At 67.8% G+C, this 18,833-nt stretch carries 17 protein-coding genes; 13 read left to right on the plus strand and 4 right to left on the minus strand.

What is annotated here, in order from left to right; translation table 11 throughout:
- The 3 genes from ACH413_RS42230 to ACH413_RS42240 form a co-directional block, all read left to right on the plus strand.
- Positions 1-269: adenosylhomocysteinase (locus ACH413_RS42230; RefSeq protein ID WP_396425843.1), on the plus strand; the 269-nt coding region annotated here is incomplete at its 5' end.
- A 61-nt stretch (positions 270-330) separates the two neighbouring features.
- Complete coding sequence (locus ACH413_RS42235) at positions 331-588, plus strand: hypothetical protein (protein WP_360047201.1); 258 nt, start codon at positions 331-333, stop codon at positions 586-588.
- Positions 588-1,049: a hypothetical protein gene (locus tag ACH413_RS42240; protein ID WP_360047202.1), complete on the plus strand. Its 462-nt coding sequence runs from the start codon at positions 588-590 to the stop codon at positions 1,047-1,049. The genes ACH413_RS42235 and ACH413_RS42240 overlap by 1 nt, the downstream gene beginning before the upstream one ends.
- On the opposite strand, the gene ACH413_RS42245 is transcribed toward ACH413_RS42240, so the two are convergent.
- Positions 1,039-1,206, minus strand: a complete 168-nt coding sequence (locus ACH413_RS42245) for a DUF397 domain-containing protein (protein ID WP_360047203.1) — start codon at positions 1,204-1,206, stop codon at positions 1,039-1,041. The genes ACH413_RS42240 and ACH413_RS42245 overlap by 11 nt on opposite strands.
- On the minus strand, positions 1,181-2,032 hold the full coding sequence (locus ACH413_RS42250; RefSeq protein WP_360047204.1) for a helix-turn-helix transcriptional regulator: 852 nt from the start codon (positions 2,030-2,032) through the stop codon (positions 1,181-1,183). The genes ACH413_RS42245 and ACH413_RS42250 overlap by 26 nt, the downstream gene beginning before the upstream one ends.
- Before the next feature lie 68 nt (positions 2,033-2,100).
- Between ACH413_RS42250 and ACH413_RS42255 the strand changes: the two genes are divergently transcribed.
- Entirely contained in the window at positions 2,101-2,343 is a 243-nt protein-coding gene (locus tag ACH413_RS42255; protein ID WP_360047205.1) for a hypothetical protein, read from the plus strand.
- A gap of 4 nt (positions 2,344-2,347) precedes the next feature.
- The gene (locus ACH413_RS42260) at positions 2,348-4,390 is read left to right on the plus strand and encodes a hypothetical protein (RefSeq protein WP_360047206.1); all 2,043 of its coding nucleotides are present in this window, start codon (positions 2,348-2,350) and stop codon (positions 4,388-4,390) included.
- A gap of 112 nt (positions 4,391-4,502) precedes the next feature.
- Here ACH413_RS42260 and ACH413_RS42265 read toward each other — a convergent pair whose 3' ends face one another.
- Entirely contained in the window at positions 4,503-5,471 is a 969-nt protein-coding gene (locus ACH413_RS42265) for a hypothetical protein (RefSeq protein WP_360047207.1), read from the minus strand.
- A 142-nt stretch (positions 5,472-5,613) separates the two neighbouring features.
- On the opposite strand from ACH413_RS42265, the gene ACH413_RS42270 reads away from it, so the two are divergent.
- The 5 genes from ACH413_RS42270 (at position 5,614) to ACH413_RS42290 (ending at position 11,523) form a co-directional block, all read left to right on the plus strand.
- Positions 5,614-6,258, plus strand: a complete 645-nt coding sequence (locus tag ACH413_RS42270; protein WP_360047208.1) for a dTMP kinase — start codon at positions 5,614-5,616, stop codon at positions 6,256-6,258.
- Positions 6,259-6,334: 76 nt separating this feature from the next.
- Positions 6,335-7,165: an SAM-dependent methyltransferase gene (locus ACH413_RS42275; RefSeq protein ID WP_360047209.1), complete on the plus strand. Its 831-nt coding sequence runs from the start codon at positions 6,335-6,337 to the stop codon at positions 7,163-7,165.
- 185 nt (positions 7,166-7,350) lie between these two features.
- On the plus strand, positions 7,351-8,028 hold the full coding sequence (mtrA, locus tag ACH413_RS42280; protein WP_030471262.1) for an MtrAB system response regulator MtrA: 678 nt from the start codon (positions 7,351-7,353) through the stop codon (positions 8,026-8,028).
- Positions 8,029-8,038: 10 nt separating this feature from the next.
- Positions 8,039-9,799 (plus strand): MtrAB system histidine kinase MtrB, encoded by a 1,761-nt coding sequence (mtrB, locus tag ACH413_RS42285; RefSeq protein WP_360047210.1) that lies wholly within the window; start codon positions 8,039-8,041, stop codon positions 9,797-9,799.
- The gene (locus ACH413_RS42290) at positions 9,796-11,523 is read left to right on the plus strand and encodes an LpqB family beta-propeller domain-containing protein (RefSeq protein ID WP_360047211.1); all 1,728 of its coding nucleotides are present in this window, start codon (positions 9,796-9,798) and stop codon (positions 11,521-11,523) included. The genes mtrB and ACH413_RS42290 overlap by 4 nt, the downstream gene beginning before the upstream one ends.
- Positions 11,524-11,922: 399 nt before the next feature.
- Here the strand turns inward: ACH413_RS42290 and ACH413_RS42295 are convergent, their stop codons facing one another.
- Positions 11,923-12,540 carry a phosphoribosyltransferase gene (locus ACH413_RS42295; protein ID WP_360047212.1) on the minus strand — a complete coding sequence of 206 codons (618 nt, stop codon included), beginning with the start codon at positions 12,538-12,540 and terminating at the stop codon, positions 11,923-11,925.
- A gap of 999 nt (positions 12,541-13,539) precedes the next feature.
- Here ACH413_RS42295 and hpf point away from each other — a divergent pair.
- The 3 genes from hpf (at position 13,540) to secA (ending at position 18,819) form a co-directional block, all read left to right on the plus strand.
- Positions 13,540-14,205 (plus strand): ribosome hibernation-promoting factor, HPF/YfiA family, encoded by a 666-nt coding sequence (gene hpf / locus ACH413_RS42300; protein WP_360047213.1) that lies wholly within the window; start codon positions 13,540-13,542, stop codon positions 14,203-14,205.
- Positions 14,206-14,352: 147 nt separating this feature from the next.
- Complete coding sequence (locus ACH413_RS42305; RefSeq protein ID WP_360047214.1) at positions 14,353-15,561, plus strand: RNA-guided endonuclease TnpB family protein; 1,209 nt, start codon at positions 14,353-14,355, stop codon at positions 15,559-15,561.
- 312 nt (positions 15,562-15,873) lie between these two features.
- On the plus strand, positions 15,874-18,819 hold the full coding sequence (gene secA / locus ACH413_RS42310) for a preprotein translocase subunit SecA (protein WP_360047215.1): 2,946 nt from the start codon (positions 15,874-15,876) through the stop codon (positions 18,817-18,819).
- Positions 18,820-18,833: the final 14 nt, after the last annotated feature.

The following is an 18,833-nucleotide window of genomic DNA, read 5'->3' on the forward strand; positions in this document are numbered from 1 at the left end:
TGATGAACCTGGGCAACGCGACGGGCCACCCGTCGTTCGTCATGTCGAACTCCTTCTCCAACCAGGTGATCGCGCAGATCGAGCTGTTCACCAAGTTCAAGGAGTACGACAACGAGGTCTACCGCCTCCCGAAGGTGCTGGACGAGAAGGTCGCGCGCATCCACCTCGAGGCACTGGGCGGCGAGCTGACCAAGCTCACCAAGGACCAGGCCGAGTACATCGACGTGGACGTCGAGGGCCCGTTCAAGGCGGACCACTACCGCTACTGATCGCTGCTTGTGAGGGGCGCTCCGGCCAGGGGCGCCCCTTTCGCTTTCCGGAAGAAGTCGCATGGCGATCTCCGCCGAACTGAAGTCCGCGTTGAACGAGATGCGCGCGGTCCGCGCCTGCCGGCCGCAGGGCCCGTCCACCACGCGGCAGTACGCGGAGTGGCGCATCAACATGGCGGTGGCGCTGGAGTCACTGGCTGGCGTTCTCCCGCTTCCCGCAGACCGGCAGAGGGCGAGCGAGGAAGCCGCAGCGGCACGAGCCGAGGCGTCTTCCATAATTCAGGCGATCAAGTCGCCGCACGTGGACCAGGAGCAGTAGTGGGATTCTTCGGCACCTACGCCTACGAGCACGGTTCGTGGAAGACGCTGTCCGAGGGCGAGCTGCCGCCGCTCGCGGAGCCGTTCCTGTGGATCGACATCCACGACAGCGACATCACCTCGGTCGTCTACGCCCCGGCCGGACCTGGCGCCGGCGTCGCCTACCTGGGACTGACGCCGCGCACCTACTTCGAGAACCCCAACGCGTCCGACCCGACCGACGTCCTGCGCGAGGCCGCCGGACTGGCCGCGTGGTGGGCGCTGTCGAACTCCGGGGACGCTCCGGCCAAGCAGGCTGAGCTCCTGGCGTTCCTCGCCGAGGACGAGGATCCGAACGGGTTCGAGTGGGACGAGTCGGAGGATGTCGACGAGATCGACGACGGGGAGGTGTTCGTCGAGGTCAAGACTCGGCGGTTCCTCGCTGCGCTGGATCTGCCGTTGCCCGACGGGCTCAGCGGATGAACGCCTGCCAGGCCTCGACGCTGAACTTCAGCTCGGGGCCTGCGGTGTTCTTGGAGTCACGCACGCGCACAGCGTGGGTGAACGCCACCTCGACGCAGTTGCTCCCGTCGGTGCCACCGCTGTAGCTGCTCTTACGCCAGGTGCAGTTTCCGGCCACTGAGGTCCTCCCGCGATCGGCTGGCGAGATCCGCCACCATCGACCGCGATTGTTCCTCATCGAGCGCGAGCGCATCCAGGTGCGCGAAGATCAGCTTGCAGTGCTTGATCCCGGCCAGGTCCTGCACGAACACCTGCGCGAGATCCGACTCCGTGTAGGCCGTGCTGCCGCGCTTCTCCCACTCCCACAGCACGTAGTTGGCCGCGAAGACTCCTGACATGCCAATCGCCGCGGGCACGATCCGGATGACGTGTGTGTGGAAGAGCAGCCGCATGAGCTGGTCCTCCATGATCTCGTCGCTGCCGACCTTGAACCTCAGCGCGTGCTCGTGGATGTAGAAGGTGCACTGCGGGCGGTCGTGCCGCCGGAGGATCGCCTGCCGCTCCGTGCGGAAGCGGACGTTCCTCTCGATCACGTCCGGAGCGGCCAGGCGTGCCTCGAACAGCGCGGCCGCGTACTCCTCCGACTGCACAAGGCCGGGTATGGACGTTAGGTCGTAGCTGGTGATCTTGTCCGCCGACGACTCGGCCATCGACATCGTGCGCAGGTTGTCGGGCACCTGCACGAAATAGGGGTTGAAAGCGGATCGGTAGCGGTTCAGGAAGTCCTCGATGAAGTTCTGGGGACGTCCGCACCGCCCCAGGTACTGGATGATGTCGATCTCGGTGGCGCGCACCTTGCCGTGCTCGATGTTCGAGACCTTGCCGGGGTCCCACCCGAGCATTCGGGCGATCCGGCGGGCGCGGAAGGTCGTGAAGCGCTCGCGCACCTGACGCAGTTCATCGCCCAGGTCACGGCTGTATGGAGTGGACGGATCGCCGTTCATGAGAATCGACGTTAGGCGATGGAGGAAAAACAACAGCGTGCCCAAACGGGTGGAATTGCGCTTCGACCGTGAACACCGAGTGGGTCGACATCTTCGAGACGATCGAAGACATGGAACCCGCCGGCGAGATGTACGGCGGCCTCTCCCAGGACTACCTGGGCGCCAAGCCGTTCCAACCCGGCAAGAAGCCGCAACTGGAGCCGGCCCCGGCGCAAGGGGCGCGACTACAGCGCGTTCGGGCCGTTCCGGTTCGACCGGGCGCAGTACGGGAAAGTGCTGCTGGAACTCGGTTGACGTGCGGGTTTTACTGACGTGGTGCGGACGACCATCATCAAGAAGACCCTGCGCGTGCCGGCCTCGGACGGTGCGCCGGGTGACGGTGCCGCGGTCGCGAGGCAGTTGGACGCCGCGCTGATCAGTTCGGGTTTCAAGGCTTCGCGGGAGCTGCTGGAGCACGTCGGCGGGCTTGCCGAGGCCGAGGACTTCGCTGCGGAGATCGTGCGCGCGGTCAAGGAGCTCATCGGTGCGCGCGGGCAGCACAACCCGTACTTCAAGGAGTTCCCGCACAACGTGCCGGACACCCTCGCGTTCTGGTGGGAGTGTCTGCGGGACGCGTTGGAGCAGGGCGTCGCGCCGACGTCCAACCTTCTCGACCTGCCGAAGTACGGCCGGGTCCAGCACTCGTACGAGGAGATGCTGCGGGCGCACGACGAGTTGATCCCGTCGTTGAAGGACCGCATCACGCTCGTGCACCTCGGTGGGACGCTCGACGACGAGGTGCGGCGCCTGTTCGAGGAACTCGCCTCGAGCCCGATTCCGTTGGCGGAGAACGACAGGGCGTTGCTCGGTGAGTTGGCCGTGCTCTGTGTCGACGCCGAGGTGGATGTTCCTGTTCGGGAGAACCGCGCGATCCTCAACGCCGCGCGGCTCGTCGCGCAGCGGCCGCTCCGGGACGTCGACACCGTCACCGACGTGCTGCGCCTTGCGGCGGAGGCGTCCGGGGGAGACGTCACGCTCAAGGAAGCGACGCGCTTTCGGTCGTTTCGCCGGCCTGAGCGCAGGGCGTTGCTCGGCGCGTTGAACGAGGTGGCGGAGAGCAAGCTCGGTGACGTCAACGCCAACCGTGAGGCGTGGAAGCGTCTTGGCGAGCGGTTGCACCCGCACGAGTACCCGTTCGAGCGCGCGCAGGACGTGTTCGCGGTGGCGCGTGGGGAGAAGGTCGCGCGGTCGTTCGCCGGGCAGGTCGAGATGGCGTTCGCCGAGAACGACACCGAGCGTGCCATCGGCGTTCTGGCCAAGGCGCCGGGCATGTTGTTGCGGCAGCTCGACAGGCTGCTCCGGCACGGTGCGGAGAACCTCGCCGAGCACGTTGAAGTCGCCGTGCCCGAGGTGTCGAGCAGGGTCCTCATCTCGGTGCTGGAGCACCTGTCGAACCGCACGACGCCGGACACCGCGCGGGTCTTCGCCAGTCGTGCCCGCAGGGTGTGGATCGCCGACGACGACCGCGAGGCGCTCGATCCGCAGGCCGTCGGGGCGATCGTCGAGGTGGTCGAGAACGAGCTGATCCGCAGGCTGCCGGAGTACTCCGAACTGGCCGTGGACGACGAGGTGCTCGACGTCGTGGTGCCGGTTTCCGGTACCGAGGAAGGCTTCGGCGTGCTTCCGCGCGGGTCGAAGCTCTGGTTCGGCGGCGACGTGCTGCGGTTCTTCGTGCACTGGCGGCAGCACGTCAAGCGGACCGACTACGACCTGTCCGCGGTGCTGCTGAACGAGAACTTCGAGTACAAGGGCCAGGTCTCGTGGACGAACCTCAAACAGGCCGGTGCCTACTACTCGGGTGACCTCACGGACGCCTCGGACGGCGCGACGGAGTTCATCGACCTGCACCGCGACGCGATGAAGGCGAAGTACGTGGTGCCGCAGGTGAACATCTACTCGGGGGAGGGGTTCGACGAGGTCGCCGAGTCGATGTTCGGGTTCATGAGCCGTGACCTCGACCAGATGGGCAAGCCGTTCGAGCCGAGCACGGTTCACGCGCGTTCTTCCATGCGTGGCAAGGGAAAGGTCGCGCTGCCGGTGATGTTCGAACGGGAGGGTGACTCCTGGTTCGGCACCTGGCTGCACCTTTACTTGCGCGGCTCGTCGTGGGGCAACCGGGTCGAGGAGAACCGCGACGTCGTGAAGCTGATCGCGGCGGCTGCTTTGCGGCGCAAGTACTTCACCGTGGCACGCCTGCGGGATCTGTTCGCGCGCAAGGGGTCCACAAAGGACGCTCCTGCGATCCGCATCGGGTTGACGCAGGACGAGACCGGAAGCGTCACGACCGTGGCAGAACTCGGAAAACTTCTGTCGGACTGACCCGCTTCGCTGCTAACGTGGCAAAAGCGAGGCCATGAGGGAGCTTCCTTCTAAATCCGGAACCGGTCTGGTCCTCGGACCGCCGGTCTTTAGCCCCCTCGCTCTCCTCGCCCTAGCTCCACTCGACGGCGATGCCCGCGATTCCCGGCCCGACGTCGCCGAAGTACGCGCTGACGACGCCGCCGAGCCCGCACACGAGCTCGTCGACGTCGACCGGCGTGGCGTCGGCGGAGGCCAGGAACTGCTTCATGCAGCGCGCGGGCATCGCTCGTCGGTGGAACGAGAGCTGCACGAGGTACGAGCCGCACGTGTCGCGGAACGTCCGGTGGTGGCCCGGCGTCGCGCTGCCGGTGTCGTCGGCGATCGTGAAGCTGAAGACGTGCTCCTCGCCCGCCGCAAGCCGCCGGTCGAACAGCATCTCCACGGCGAGGTTGCGGGAAGCGCTTTCCCGGCGCAGCCGCCCCTGCCGGCAGCCTTCGCCGGATCTCACCAGCGCGTTCTCGATCAACGAGCCTTCGTCGCCGTGGTGCATCGCCAGGTACCGGTCCGGTCCCTGCCGCACCGCGCGCACGACCAGCCGTGTGGTGATGGAGCGCTGCTCGCGGTGCATGCCTATCTGGACGGTGTCGTGCACGGAGAGCACTTCGAGGTCCGCGTTGCCTCGTGCCGCCTCCGGTACGGAGTCGAACGTCGCGAGCAACGGCGCGGGCTCCGGCCAGGTCGCGACAGGACGCGGCGCGTAGGTGTTCGCGTTGCGCGGGCCGATGAGGTCCAACAAGGACGATGGCGGCAGGCGCAGCACGGTCTCCAGCGCGCGCACTGTGCTGATGGCGCGAGGTACCTCGGGATGACGCAGGCCGCGTTGCCAGTACGAGAGTGTCGACTGGCCCACTTGGACACCCAGTTGCTCAAGATGAGCACGCAGCCGTGCGAGCGAGAGGCCACGGTGGGCGATCGCCTCGCGCAAAGCGCGGTGGAACGGCCCGTAGCGCAGCGTCTCGGCGAGAGGGGTCGGTAAACCCCCGGTCGGGAGCCCGATCGGTTCGTCGACCGACCCGGCGTGCCCGGAATCCGCGGCCACCGCGGCACCTACCCTTCACACGCGCCGTGTGACTGTTCACCGTAGTCACTCGTTCTGGTGATCGAAAGCACGGATTTCGCCCGTGTGGGGGACGTGCTGCGGCCGTGTGAGTGGCTGGGACCGCTCCCGTTAGGGTTTTGGCGTGGGAAAGCTCGTAGTGATCGAAGGTCTGGACGGCGCCGGCAAGCGCACTCTCGCCAACGGATTGACCGAGGCGTTGGCCGCTCAGGGCAGGACCGTGGCCGGCCACGCGTTCCCGCGCTACGGCCAGAGCGTGCACGCGGACCTCGTCCGCGACGGCCTCTACGGCCGGCTCGGCGACCTCAGCGACTCGGTCTACGGGATGGCTGTCCTCTACGCACTGGATCGGCGCGGTGCGGCCGACCAGATCCGCAAGGACCTCGAAGAGCACGACGTCGTGTTGCTCGACCGGTACGTGGCGTCGAGCGCCGCGTACAGCGCCGCGCGCCTGCACCAGGACGAGCACGGCGAGTTCGTGCGGTGGGTGCGCGAGTTGGAGATCGACCGCTTCGGGCTCCCCGTTCCCGACCTCCACCTGCTCCTGCGCGTGCCCGTCGAGGTCGCGGCCGAGCGGGCGGCCAAGCGCGAACAGGACGACGACTCGCGGGCCCGCGACATTTACGAATCCGATGGCTCCCTGCAGGCCCGGTGCGGTGTCGTTTACGACGGATTGGCGAACATCGGCTGGCTCGCCCCGTGGCAAGTGGTCGACGGGCGGTCAAACGTGAACTTTCATTCGCTTCTGGAACCACTCTTCACTCCTTGAGTGGTCGCTCACGTGCGTACCGATTGACACGATCGAGTGTCCGGTACGTCACTCTGAGTGCATAGGAGATTGCAATTTGAAGCGTGTCCTGCAGCGCCCACCCGTCGGTGTCGCCCGGACGGCGGTCCTGATCGCCGCCGCCCGCGCCAACGAGCGACGTCAGCTCCGCCCGCTCTTCGACGACCCGCTGGCCGCAGGACTCGTGGAGGCCGCCGGCTCCGCGAGCGACCTGAACGGCGTGCGCACCCTCGCGGGCGATCACTTCGTCCTGCGCACCCGGTACTTCGACGACGAGCTCCTCGCCTCGGCCGCTCCCCAGGTGGTGATCATGGCGGCGGGCCTCGACACAAGAGCGTTCCGGCTGCGGTGGCCGCCGGGCACGACACTCTTCGAACTCGATCTGCCCGAGCTGATCGAGTTCAAGGAGGACGCGCTGCGCGACCAGCTCGCCCGGCCCGCGTGCGAACGCGTCGTCGTGCCGTGCGACCTGCGGGACGACTGGGCGACAGCGCTCATACGTGCCGGGTTCGACCCGAATAGGCCCACGGCGTGGTTGCTGGAGGGCCTCTTCATGTTTCTGCCGCCGGACGCCGGTGAGCAGATCCTGTACTGGGTGAGCGCGATGTCCGCCCGCGGCAGCACGCTCGCGCTCGAACACGTCAACCGCGCCTTCCGCGAGTTGCCGCAGATGAAGGCCGTGCATCAGCGGTTCGACGCGCTGGACGCCCGCTGGCACTCCGACGTGGAGGACCCCGTCGAGTGGCTCGGCGGCTACGGCTGGCACGCCACCGTGACGCACCAGGTCGACCTCGCCGCGCGGCACGACCGCGCGGTGCCGGCGATCACCGACCCGCGAAAAGTCGGTGACGCGCGCATCTGGTTGGCTTCGGCCGTTCGCACAACCTGAGAACACCTGGTAACAAAAGGTGATCCTCGCGCGGATACTCCCGCGACGAACAGGTCAAACGGGGCGAGGTGGGGTACGTGGAACGACAGTTCCGGCCGGTTACCGAACGAGCGCACATCGCCACCAGCAGCAACGGAACGTGGGCGGTGCGCGAACGTGCGACCGGGAGTGCGACGATGTTGAGCATGAAGGCACGCGTGCTCGTCGTCGATGACGACCCCGCCCTGGCGGAGATGCTGACGATCGTGTTGCGCGGGGAGGGCTTCGACACCGCGGTGGTCGCCGACGGTGCCCGTGCCCTGCCCGCGCTGCGCGAGCTCAAGCCCGACCTCGTGCTGCTCGACCTGATGTTGCCGGGAATGAACGGCATCGACGTCTGCAAGGCGATCAGGTCCGAGTCGGGCGTGCCGATCGTGATGCTCACGGCGAAGAGCGACACGGTCGACGTGGTGCTGGGTCTCGAGTCCGGCGCGGACGACTACGTCGTCAAGCCGTTCAAGCCCAAGGAGCTGGTGGCCCGCATCCGGGCTCGCCTGCGGCGCACCGAGGCCGAGCCGTCCGAGGTGCTGCAGATCGGCGACCTCACGATCGACGTCCCCGGCCACGAGGTGCTGCGCGAGGGCAGGCCGATCCAGCTCACGCCGCTGGAGTTCGACCTCCTCGTCGCGCTGGCCCGCAAGCCGCGCCAGGTGTTCACCCGCGAGGTGCTGCTCGAGCAGGTGTGGGGCTACCGCCACGCCGCCGACACGCGCCTGGTGAACGTCCACGTGCAGCGGCTGCGTTCCAAGGTCGAACGGGACCCGGAACACCCCGAGGTGGTGTTGACTGTCCGCGGTGTCGGGTACAAGGCCGGCCCTCCGTGACAGGTGGCGTATGAAGTTCGTTCGGCCGGCCATCGCGAAGGCGCAGTTCCTCGTCGAGGAAGCGCGTAAGCGATGGTCCGCGTTTGGTGACCTCTGGCGTCGTTCGCTGCAGCTGCGCGTCGTCGTGTCGACGCTCGCGCTCTCGTCGGCCGTGGTGTTCGTGCTGGGAATGGTTCTGCAGATGCAGATCACCAACCAGCTGCTGAACACCAAGGACGAGGCCGCGGTGCGCCAGGCCATGGCCTCGCGCAACCTGATCCAGTCCGATCTGGTCGGTCTGAATCCGGGGCCGGACAGCGTGCAGACGCGGTTCACCAGCGCGATCAACAAGCTCGCTGTCGGTGGCGCCGGTACGGACGCCACCACGGCGGGTGCCGGCGCGTTCGAACCGGTTCTGGCCGACGGGCTGGGTTCCGCCGGCGCCGGGCGAGTGCCTTCCGTCGGCAAGCTCGACGACGTGCCGCGCGGCCTGCGCGAGATGGTCGAGGACGGCGGTTCCGGCACCCAGATCCACACCGTGCAGCGCGACGGCGCGCAGACCACGTTGTTCGTCGTGGGCCTGCCGATCAGCACGTCCGCGCGGTCGATGCAGCTGTACCTGATCTTCCCGCTGACCGCGGAGCAGCGCACGGCCGAGGTCGTGCAGTCGACGCTCGCGGTCGGCGGCATCGTCCTTCTGGTCCTGCTCGCGCTCATCGCGAACCTGGTGACGCGCCAGGTGGTGCGGCCGGTGCGGCAGGCAGCCGAGGTCGCGGAACGGTTCGCGGACGGCACCTTGCACGAACGCATGCACGTCGTCGGTGAGGACGACGTGGCGCGCCTGGCCGAGTCGTTCAACGAGATGGCCGAGTCGATCCAGGCGCAGTTCAAGCAGCTGGAGGAGTTCGGCCAGTTGCAGCGCCGGTTCACCTCGGACGTCTCGCACGAGTTGCGCACGCCGTTGACGACGGTGCGCATGGCCGCGGACGTCCTGCACGCCTCGCGTGAACAGTTCCCCGCGGGGCTCGCCCGTTCCACCGAACTCCTGGTCGACGAGCTCGACCGGTTCGAGTCGCTGCTGGGCGACCTGCTGGAGATCTCCCGTCTGGACGCAGGCGTCGAGGAACTCACCGCCGACCAGGTCGACATCCGCGTGCTGGCGCGCCGGGCGCACGACTCGGTGCGCGCGATCTCGACGAGCGCCGGTTCGCCGGTGGTGCTGGACCTGCCGGACGACGAACTCGTCGCCGAGCTCGATTCCCGCCGCGTGGAACGGATTCTGCGCAACCTGCTCGCGAACGCCATCGACCACGGCGAGGGCCAGCCGGTCGAACTCACCATGCGCGGCAACGCCGACGCCGTCGCGATCACCGTGCGGGACCACGGCGTCGGCCTGCGCCAGGGCGAGGCCGACCTGGTGTTCAGCCGCTTCTGGCGCGCCGACCCGTCGCGCAACCGCCGCACCGGCGGCACCGGTCTCGGTCTGTCGATCTCGCTGGAGGACGCCCGGCTGCACGGCGGCTGGCTGGAGGCGTGGGGCGAGCCCGGCCACGGTGCCGTGTTCCGGTTGACGTTGCCCCGCAGGCACGGCGAGGAACTGCGCGAGAGCCCGTTGCCGCTGGCGCCCGCGATCGAGCTGGAGCCCGTCCTGGTGGTGGAGGAGCCGATCGCCGACGACGAGCCGGGTGAGATCGAGCTGCGGCCCGAGGAGATCACCTGGCAGCCCGCGGAGCCCGTGGACGGGACTCCCGCGGACAAGGCGTCGGACGAGGTTTCGGAGGAAGTGCGGTGAAGCGGCTGTCGTTGCTGGTGCTCGTCCTCGTGACCCTGGCCGGGTGCGCCGCGATCCCGACGAACACCCAGCCGAAACCGATCGGGTCGAAGGACAGCAAGGCGTCCAACACCCCCGCCGCGCCCGAACCGCGCCAGAACATCGACCCGTTCATGCTCGTGCGCGACTTCTTGAACGCGACGGCGAACCCGGACAGCGACTACGCGGCGGCCCGTGCGTTCATGACGCCCGAGGCCAACAAGAACTGGGACACCAAGAACCCCACGATCATCGAGACCGGCTTCTCCACCGTGCCGACCTCGCAGGCGCCGCAGGACAAGACGCAGACCGTTCTCCTGCAGGGCAACTACGTCGGCCGGCTGGGCAGCGACAACGCGTTCGTGCCGCAGCTCGGCGAGTTCCGCATCCCGGTGAAGGTCGAGCGCACCAACGACAACCAGTGGCGGATCTCCGAGCCGCCGCTCGGCGTCTACATGCCGCAGAACCTGTTCAACACCACCTACCGCCGGGTGACGCTGTACTTCTACAACCCCGAGTTCACCGTGCTGGTGCCGGATCCGCGCTACGTCGTGATCCCGCCGGCGACGAGCATCCCGACGCGCGTGACCGAGCTGCTGATCGCGGGCCCCGGTGACGCGGTGCGCGACACGCTGGTGAGCGCGCTCGGCACGGAGACCGAGAAGTTCTCGGACACCAAGGAGTCCGACGACGGCGCGTTGGAGGTGAACCTCACCAACGTGGGCAAGGACCTGACGCCGGAGAAGCGCAAGCAGATCGTGGCGCAGGTCGTGAAGTCGTACTCGGGTGTCACCTCGTCGCGGGTGCGCGTGCTCGTCGACGGCCAGCAGATCCTGCCGGACCAGCGCGACTACCGGCCGTCCGACGTGTCGGCGACCGCGGGTGAGGAGTTGCTGGCGCTGAACGCGAACCTCCAGGGCATGCTCGTGACGGACGGGGCGATCCGCTCCCTCACCGACGGCAACCCGATCAAGGGCCCCGCCGGCGCGGGTGCTTATGGCGCCGTGTCGGCCGCACAGTCCCTCGACGGCTCACGGCTGGCCGTCGTGTCGCGTGCGGGCGGCGGAATGCGTCTGCGCGTGGGCGAGCTGGAACAGGACCTGTCCGAAGTGGACCAGCGCGCGACCACGCTCTCCAGACCGACCTGGCAGCTCTCGACCGGCCAGGGCACCGAGGTCTGGACGGCCGTCGACGGCACCTCGGTGGCCCGCGTGACCCGCTCCGACAACGGCAGCTGGACCGCCAAGGGCGTCAACATCACCGACATCGTGCCGTTCGGCTCGATCAGCGAACTGCGCCTCTCCCGCGACGGCACGAGGGCCGCGCTGGTGATCGCCGGCAAGCTCTACATCGCGTCGGTGGTGCGCAACAACCAGGACGTGGCCCTGCGCTCACCCCGGCAACTGCAGCCGTCGATCCTGGACGGGTCCGTGCAGTCGATCGACTGGCTCTCCCAGGACGTGCTGGTGGTCTCCTCCTCGCTGCCCGCTTGGCCGGTCACGAAGGTCTACAGCGACGGCTACAAGATGGACCGCTACAGCCAGTCGAACCTCACCGTGCCGGTGGGTTCGGTGGCGGCGGCCGCGGCGCGTCAGGTGCAGGTGATCGACCCTTCCGGGCTGTGGTCGGCATCGGACATCACCGATGTGTGGAAGTCGAGCGCGATCCGGGTGCCGTCGGGCGCGCTGGTGTTCTACCCGGGCTGAGCCGGGCAGGGTTGCGGGTTCGCGCGGTTGGGCTGACACCGGTTGGGGTCAGGTTGCCGGACTGTTGCCGGCCGGGATCAGGTGGTCGGGCCTGAAGCCGGCGAGCTGACACGGTCAGGTTGGCGGCGGTCGCGTTGACGGCGATCAGATTCGGCTGGGCTGGGTCGGCGAGGTTGGGCGACGTGGTCAGGGGTGGCGTGGGCTGCTCGATGCGGTCGGACTGGCGGCAGCGAATTGGTGTGGCCTGCCTGGCGACAGCGGGTTGTTGAGGTCGGGTCGTCGACCGACCCGATTGACTTACCCTTCGATCGGCCCGCGCTGTCGCGGCACGAACTGCCCCGGCCGGGCTGCCGTGACGAGTTCGTGCGCGTTGCCCAGTCCTGCGGAGGCGTGTGGCCCCTACTGGCTCGGCCGCGGTGGCCGGGCCGAGGTCAGCGCGAGGACTGCGTTCGTGCGGACGCCCGCCTGCCGCAAGGCGCGTACGCAAGCCGACGCCGTGGCGCCGGTGGTGATCACGTCGTCCAGCAGCACCGTGGTGCCCGGCGGCGACGGACCGCAGACCTCCACCCGGCCCGCGAGGTTGCGTCTGCGTGCGATCGCGGTCAGGCCCACGGAATCGGCCACGCCCGGCGCGAGGCGGAGGACCGGTGCGACGGTGGCGATGTCCGTCTCCCTGGCGATGCGGAGCATGTGGTCGCCGCCGCGGTCCCGTGCGGCGCTGCGGCGGGAGGGCGCGGGGATGAGCGTCCACGGTGGAGGGCCGATCGCGGTCAGGGTGACGGCCACTAGGGCGCCGAACCACGCTGCAAGGGCCCGTGCGCCGCGTTCCTTGAAGGCGAGCACCAGTTCCCTCGCGGTGCCGTGATAGGCCGCCAGCGTCCACACAGGCGGCCCCACACCGGGCACCTGGAGTCGTGTCGGCGGGCCGAAGCCGTCGAGGCACGTGACGCAGCAAGGGGTGCCGGGGCGGCCGCAGCCGGAGCAGGCCATCGGCAGGAGCAGATCGAGAGCTGTCATGGGATCAGGATGGCGGCGGGGTCTGACAGAAAATCGCGGCTGGGACCGGGGAACCGCGAAATGAGATCCGGAACGGGGTCGGCGGGGACTTTCGGCACCGCCCACAAGGGTGAAGTTGCGGTGGCGATGTCGATCTCCGGCACGGTCGTGGCGGACGAAAACCCCCAGCTCGGCGCGCGTTCTGTGACGACGTCCCAAGATCTTGTAACTCGTTTCGCCCCGTTTGTCCCAACCTCTGTTGAGCGGACGTTTCAGAACTGAGGAGTCCGCACCTCGCGGCGTTGATCAAGGCCTCGAGCGCGGCGGCGGTCACCTCCCCTGGCGACCCCGAGACGGGCCCGCCACACCCGCCGTTAGTTAACGATTATTCACGTATGGAGCTGACCAGCGGTTATTCATTGGAATGCCGGTACGTCCCGTCGCGATGGTGATCGACTGCCTTGTCCGGCATTGGGCGAAATCCGCCGTTCAGCCGGGCGTGACTGGCCCGTGATCGGGTATCGGGGCCCCTCAGTTCGCTTGGAAGAAGTGCGGCAGGCGTCCACGGAGTGGTTCGGAATCGATCTCTTCCAGGTTTCGGGAACATGACGCGGGGGTCGCCCGTTGGCTGGGTATGAGGCCGCGACTGGACCCGTTCGACGCAGCGAGACTGCCGTCGAGTGCCGGTCCGGCTGTGCGCCGTTCGGGTGAGCGAGATGCGGTCGGGTTTGGTTCGGAGCACGCTCGGGAAACGCTTGGCAACGCACTGTCGTCGCGCTGCGTAGTCACCGAAAAATCTCGTCGTTCCCCCGGCAAGGGGGCTTACGCGACGGTGAATCCCAAGCTAACGTGCACCGCTATCAGCGTTCCCGGCCCGCGGGGAGGAGGCGAACAGCCCATGATCCTGGCGCCGTGAGAGCTGAGGGAGACGACCCTCTGCGACACATCTGCGATCCAAGATCGCCACGGCGCTTTAAAGCAGTCCAGCCATAGCTCGCAGCAAAGCGAGGGAGGTCGTGTATGGACATCGTCGTTAAGGGCCGCAACGTCGAGGTGCCCGAGCACTACAGGGTTCACGTCGCCGAAAAGCTGGCCCGGCTTGAGCGCTACGACCGCAAGGTCATCCGCTTCGACGTGGAGCTTTTCCACGAACCGAACCGCCGCCAGTCGAAGAACTGCCAGCGGGTCGAAATCACCGGCAAGGGACGTGGACCAGTGGTCCGTTCCGAAGCCTGCGCGGGTGACTTCTACGCCGCGCTCGATTCTGCGGTCGCGAAGCTCGAGAACCGTCTGCGTCGGTCACACGACCGCAGGCGCGTCCACCACGGGGCCCGCGCCCCGATCTCGGTGGCCGAAGCGACAAGCGGACTGGCTGACCAGTCCGCCGGCGAAAGCATGACGTCGCGCCGCGCCAAGACCGCGGTGCTCGACGCACCCGAGGCCGACTACGAGGGCATGGCGGAAGTGCCCACGCAGCGTTGGGACGACGGCCTCGATGACAAGTTGCCCGGACGCGTCGTACGCGAGAAGGAGCACGCCGCCAAACCGATGACCGTCGACCAGGCCCTCTACGAGATGGAACTGGTCGGACACGACTTCTACCTGTTCGCCGACACCGAGTGCGGACGCCCGAGTGTCGTCTACCGCCGGAAGGGATTCGACTACGGCGTGATCAGGCTGGCCTGACCGCCCACCCCGTTCCTTCGAACCGCCGCCGCCCCGCACCCCTCGCGTGCGGGGCGGCGGCGTGCGTCTGTGGTTCTCGCCGGTCACTCCGGGCGGTGCGGATCTCGGCCCCTTTTGGCAGTCGGAATCCCCGCTACGGTCGGGGTTGTGCGAACGGCGTACAAGTGTCGGGCTTACCCGACTCCCGACCAGGTTGAGCTTCTCAACCGCACGTTCGGGTGCGTGCGTCTGGTGTGGAACAAGACCCTGGCCGAGCGGGGTCACCGCTACCGCGTCGAGGGCGTCCGCACCTCGTATCGCGAAACCGACGCCGCGCTGACCGGTTGGAAGCGGTCTGAGGAACTCGGGTTTCTGTCCGAGGTGTCGTCTGTGCCGTTGCAGCAGACGCTGCGTCACCAGCACACGGCGTTTCGGAACTTCTTCGCCGGACGTGCGCGATATCCGAGGTTCAAGACGCGAGCGAGTCGCCAGAGCGCGCACTACACGCGTTCGGCGTTTCGGGTGCGCGACGGAGTGTTGACTCTCGCCAGGACCACCGAGCCTCTGAGGTTCGTGTGGTCGTTCGACGAGGCCGGCCTCCTGACGTTGGATCCCACGATGGTTGTGATCTCCCGTGAGCCCGACGGCCGTTGGTACGTGACGTTCGCCGTCGACGTCACGGCAACCGCGCCGCTCGACACCACGTCCAATGCCGTCGGTGTGGATCTCGGGTTGACCCACCTCCTGGTGACCAGCAGTGGGGAGCGGATCGCCAACCCGCGGCACCTGGCTCGCAAGGCGCGGAACCTGGCTCGCTACCAGCGACGGCTGGCCCGATGCAGGCCAGGGAGCCGAAATCGCCGCAAGGCCAAGCTCAAGGTCGCTCGCGCTCACCGCAAGGTCCGCAACGCGCGGCGTGACTTCCTGCACCGCACAACCACGGCGTTGGTTCGCTCGGCGCAAACGATCGCGATCGAAGATCTCAACGTCGCGGGGATGGTCCGCAGTCGCCACCTCGCCCGCGCGATCTCGGACGCGAGCTGGGGTGAGTTCCGGCGGCAGTTGGAGTACAAGTGCGACCGCGCGGGCCGCACACTGGCCGTGATCGACCGCTGGTTTCCGTCGAGCAAGACCTGCTCCACCTGCGGCCGGCGGCTGGCGGATCTGGCCCTGTCCACCCGGCACTGGACGTGTCCGGGTTGTCGCACCCGGCACGACCGGGACGTCAATGCGGCGAAGAACATCCTTGCGGCTGGTCTAGCCGTGGTCCGGGGTACCCCCGGCGATGCCTGCGGAGCTGATGTCAGACGGCGAGGGCCCTCCCTGCCGCTGTCGGCGACGAAACAGGAAGTCCGTGTCGCGAGGCACAGCGGTTGAACGCTCTCCGCCACGAGGCGGGTGGGAATCTCCGTCTTTCGGGGCAGGGAGAAGTCAACGTCAAGGTGAAATACGCCGGACCAGGAACCTTTACGCCGCCCTCATGCGTTCTCCACATCAGTAGCCGAGGTGGGGGCACCGGCGACAGGTGGCTTGGGAAGATCGCCGAAACGGCACCTGACCTGCGCAGAACAGGTCGGGCCAGTCAATCCGCCTGTGTCCGTGCACACATCTTGGCGACTTGCCTACGATGGGCAGGGGAAAGGCGTCCGACGTGGGCGCGCCGCGATACAGGTGATGAGGTCTATCCAGATGGTGCTGTCCCGACTGCTCCGCTCCGGCGAGGGCAAGATGCTCAAGCGCCTCCGCAACATCGCACAGCACATCAACCACCTGGAAGACGAGGTGGTGGACCTCTCCGACGCCGAGTTGCGGGGCAAGACCGAGGAGTTCCGGAAGCGCTACGCCGAGGGCGAGTCGCTGGACGAGCTGCTGCCGGAGACGTTCGCCGTGGCCCGTGAGGCCGCGAAGCGCACCCTCGGCCAGCGCCCCTACGACGTTCAGCTCATGGGTGGCGCGGCGCTGCACCTCGGTCAGATCTCCGAGATGCGCACGGGTGAGGGCAAGACGCTGACCTCGGTCATGCCCGTCTACCTCAACGCCATCGCCGGCAAGGGCGTCCACGTCATCACCACGAACGACTACCTGGCCAAGCGCGACGCGGACTGGATGGGCCGCGTTCACCGCTTCCTGGGCATGTCCGTCGGCGCGATCCTCTCCGAGATGACTCCGGAGCAGCGGCGCGCGTCGTACAACTCGGACATCACCTACGGCACGAACAACGAGTTCGGCTTCGACTACCTGCGCGACAACATGGCGTGGAGCCTGGACGAGTGCGTGCAGCGCGGCCACTACTTCGCGATCGTCGACGAGGTCGACTCGATCCTCATCGACGAGGCCCGCACGCCGCTGATCATCTCCGGCCCCGCCGAGCAGTCGGCCCGCTGGTACACGGAGTTCGCGCGGCTGGCCCCGCGGATGCGCGGCATCGACGTCACCCAGCTCTCCCAGAAGGACCGCATCGAGGTCATCGAGGAGAAGTCGAAGTCGTTCCACTACCAGTACGACGAGAAGAAGCGCACGGTCGCCGTCACCGAGCTCGGTGTGGAGTTCATCGAGGACCAGCTCGGCATCGAGAACCTGTACGAGGCGGCGAACACGCCGTTGGTGGGCTACCTGAACAACGCCCTCAAGGCGAAGGAGCTCTACAACCGCGACAAGGACTACATCCTCCGCAACGGTGAAGTCATGATCGTCGACGAGTTCACGGGTCGTGTGCTCTCCGGTCGCCGTTACAACGAGGGCATGCACCAGGCCATCGAGGCCAAGGAGAACGTCGAGATCAAGGCGGAGAACCAGACCCTCGCCACGATCACGCTGCAGAACTACTTCCGCCTCTACGAGAAGCTCGGCGGCATGACCGGTACCGCCGAGACCGAGGCGGCCGAGTTCCACCAGACCTACAAGCTGGGCGTCGTCCCGATCCCGACGAACCGCCCGCCGCAGCGCAAGGACCAGCCCGACCTCGTCTACAAGAGCGAGGAGGCGAAGTTCGAGGCCGTCGCCGACGACATCGCCGAGAAGCACGAGAACGGCCAGCCGGTCCTGATCGGCACGACGAGCGTCGAGCGCTCCGAGTACCTGTCGAAGCTGCTGGTGCGCAAGGGCATCCCGCACGAGGTGCTGAACGCGAAGCACCACGACCGCGAGGCGCTGATCATCGCGAAGGCGGGCCGCAAGGGCGCCGTCACCGTCGCGACGAACATGGCCGGTCGCGGTACGGACATCGTGCTGGGCGGCAACCCGGACATCATCGCCGACCACGAGCTGCGCGACCGCGGCCTCGACCCGGTGGAGACGCCGGAGGAGTACGAGGCCGAGTGGGCCAAGGTCGTCGAGGAACTGACGACCCAGGGCAAGGCCGAGGCCGACGAGGTCCGCGAGGCCGGCGGTCTCTACGTGCTCGGCACCGAGCGCCACGAGTCGCGCCGCATCGACAACCAGCTCCGCGGCCGCACCGGCCGTCAGGGCGACCCCGGTGAGTCGCGCTTCTACCTGTCCCTGCAGGACGAACTGATGCGCCGCTTCAACGCGTCCATGGTCGAGATGGTCATGACGCGCCTGAACGTGCCGGACGACGTGCCGATCGAGCACAAGATGGTCACCCGCGCGATCCGCAGCGCGCAGACCCAGGTCGAGCAGCAGAACTTCGAGATCCGCAAGAACGTCCTCAAGTACGACGAGGTCATGAACCGCCAGCGCACGGTGATCTACGCCGAGCGCCACCGCGTTCTCGCCGGTGAGGACCTGCGTGACCAGGTCGAGCACATGATCGTGAGCGTCGTCGAGGAGTACGTCAACGGCGCCACCGCCGACGGGTACGCCGAGGACTGGGACTTCGAGAAGCTCTGGACCGCCCTCAAGACCCTCTACCCGGTCTCGCTGGACGCGAAGGAGATCCTCGAGTCCGATGAGGACGTGACGCGCGAGTACCTGCGCGACCTCCTCGTCGAGGACGCGATGAACGCCTACCGCGCCCGCGAGGCCGACATCGACAGCCGGGTCGGCGAAGGCGCCATCCGCGAACTGGAGCGTCGCGTCCTGCTGTCCGTCCTGGACCGCAAGTGGCGTGAGCACCTGTACGAGATGGACTACTTGAAGGAGGGCATCGGCCTGCGCGCGATGGCGCAGCGCGACCCCCTCATCGAGTACCAGCGCGAGGGCTTCGAGATGTTCAACGCGATGCTCGACGCGTTGCGCGAGGAGACCGTCGGCTTCCTGTTCAACCTCCAGGTCGAGGCGGCAGAGCCGGAACCCGTCGCCGAGCCCCAGGTCCCCGTGGCCCTGGGTGCGGCCCCGCAGGCTCTCCCGCAGGTCTCCGGCAACGGCGGTGGCGGCGGTGCCCGCGCTCGTGCCCGCGCCGCGGCGGCCGCACAGGCGCAGGCGCAGCGGGAGCCCGAGGCTCCCGCCGGTCCGGCCATGGCCCAGCTGGCCAGTGGCAACGCGATCCCGCCCGCCCTGCGCGGCAAGGGTCTCGGTGGCCCCGGCCAGCAGAACCTGAACTACAGCGGCCCTGCCGAGGACGGCGGCGTCGAAGAGCACGCCGAGGCGAACGGCGCGGCCGGCCAGCAGGGCGGCACCCGCAAGGAGCGCCGCGAGGCGGCCCGTCAGGCCGCGAAGAACCAGCGCAAGCGCTGACCGCACCACCACCG

It is taken from the genome of Lentzea sp. NPDC020367 (assembly GCF_044387305.1).
In the GTDB taxonomy this organism is placed as follows: Bacteria; Actinomycetota; Actinomycetes; order Mycobacteriales; family Pseudonocardiaceae; genus Lentzea.

Excerpts from the sequence above, each read along its gene's own strand:
- ACH413_RS42235 (WP_360047201.1), top strand. The coding sequence starts at position 331 with ATGGCGATCTCCGCCGAACTGAAGTCCGCGTTGAACGAGATGCGCGCG.
- ACH413_RS42250 (WP_360047204.1), bottom strand. The coding sequence starts at position 2,032 with ATGAACGGCGATCCGTCCACTCCATACAGCCGTGACCTGGGCGATGAA.
- mtrA (WP_030471262.1), top strand. The coding sequence starts at position 7,351 with ATGAAGGCACGCGTGCTCGTCGTCGATGACGACCCCGCCCTGGCGGAG.
- mtrB (WP_360047210.1), top strand. The coding sequence starts at position 8,039 with ATGAAGTTCGTTCGGCCGGCCATCGCGAAGGCGCAGTTCCTCGTCGAG.
- ACH413_RS42295 (WP_360047212.1), bottom strand. The coding sequence starts at position 12,540 with ATGACAGCTCTCGATCTGCTCCTGCCGATGGCCTGCTCCGGCTGCGGC.
- hpf (WP_360047213.1), top strand. The coding sequence starts at position 13,540 with ATGGACATCGTCGTTAAGGGCCGCAACGTCGAGGTGCCCGAGCACTAC.
- secA (WP_360047215.1), top strand. The coding sequence starts at position 15,874 with ATGGTGCTGTCCCGACTGCTCCGCTCCGGCGAGGGCAAGATGCTCAAG.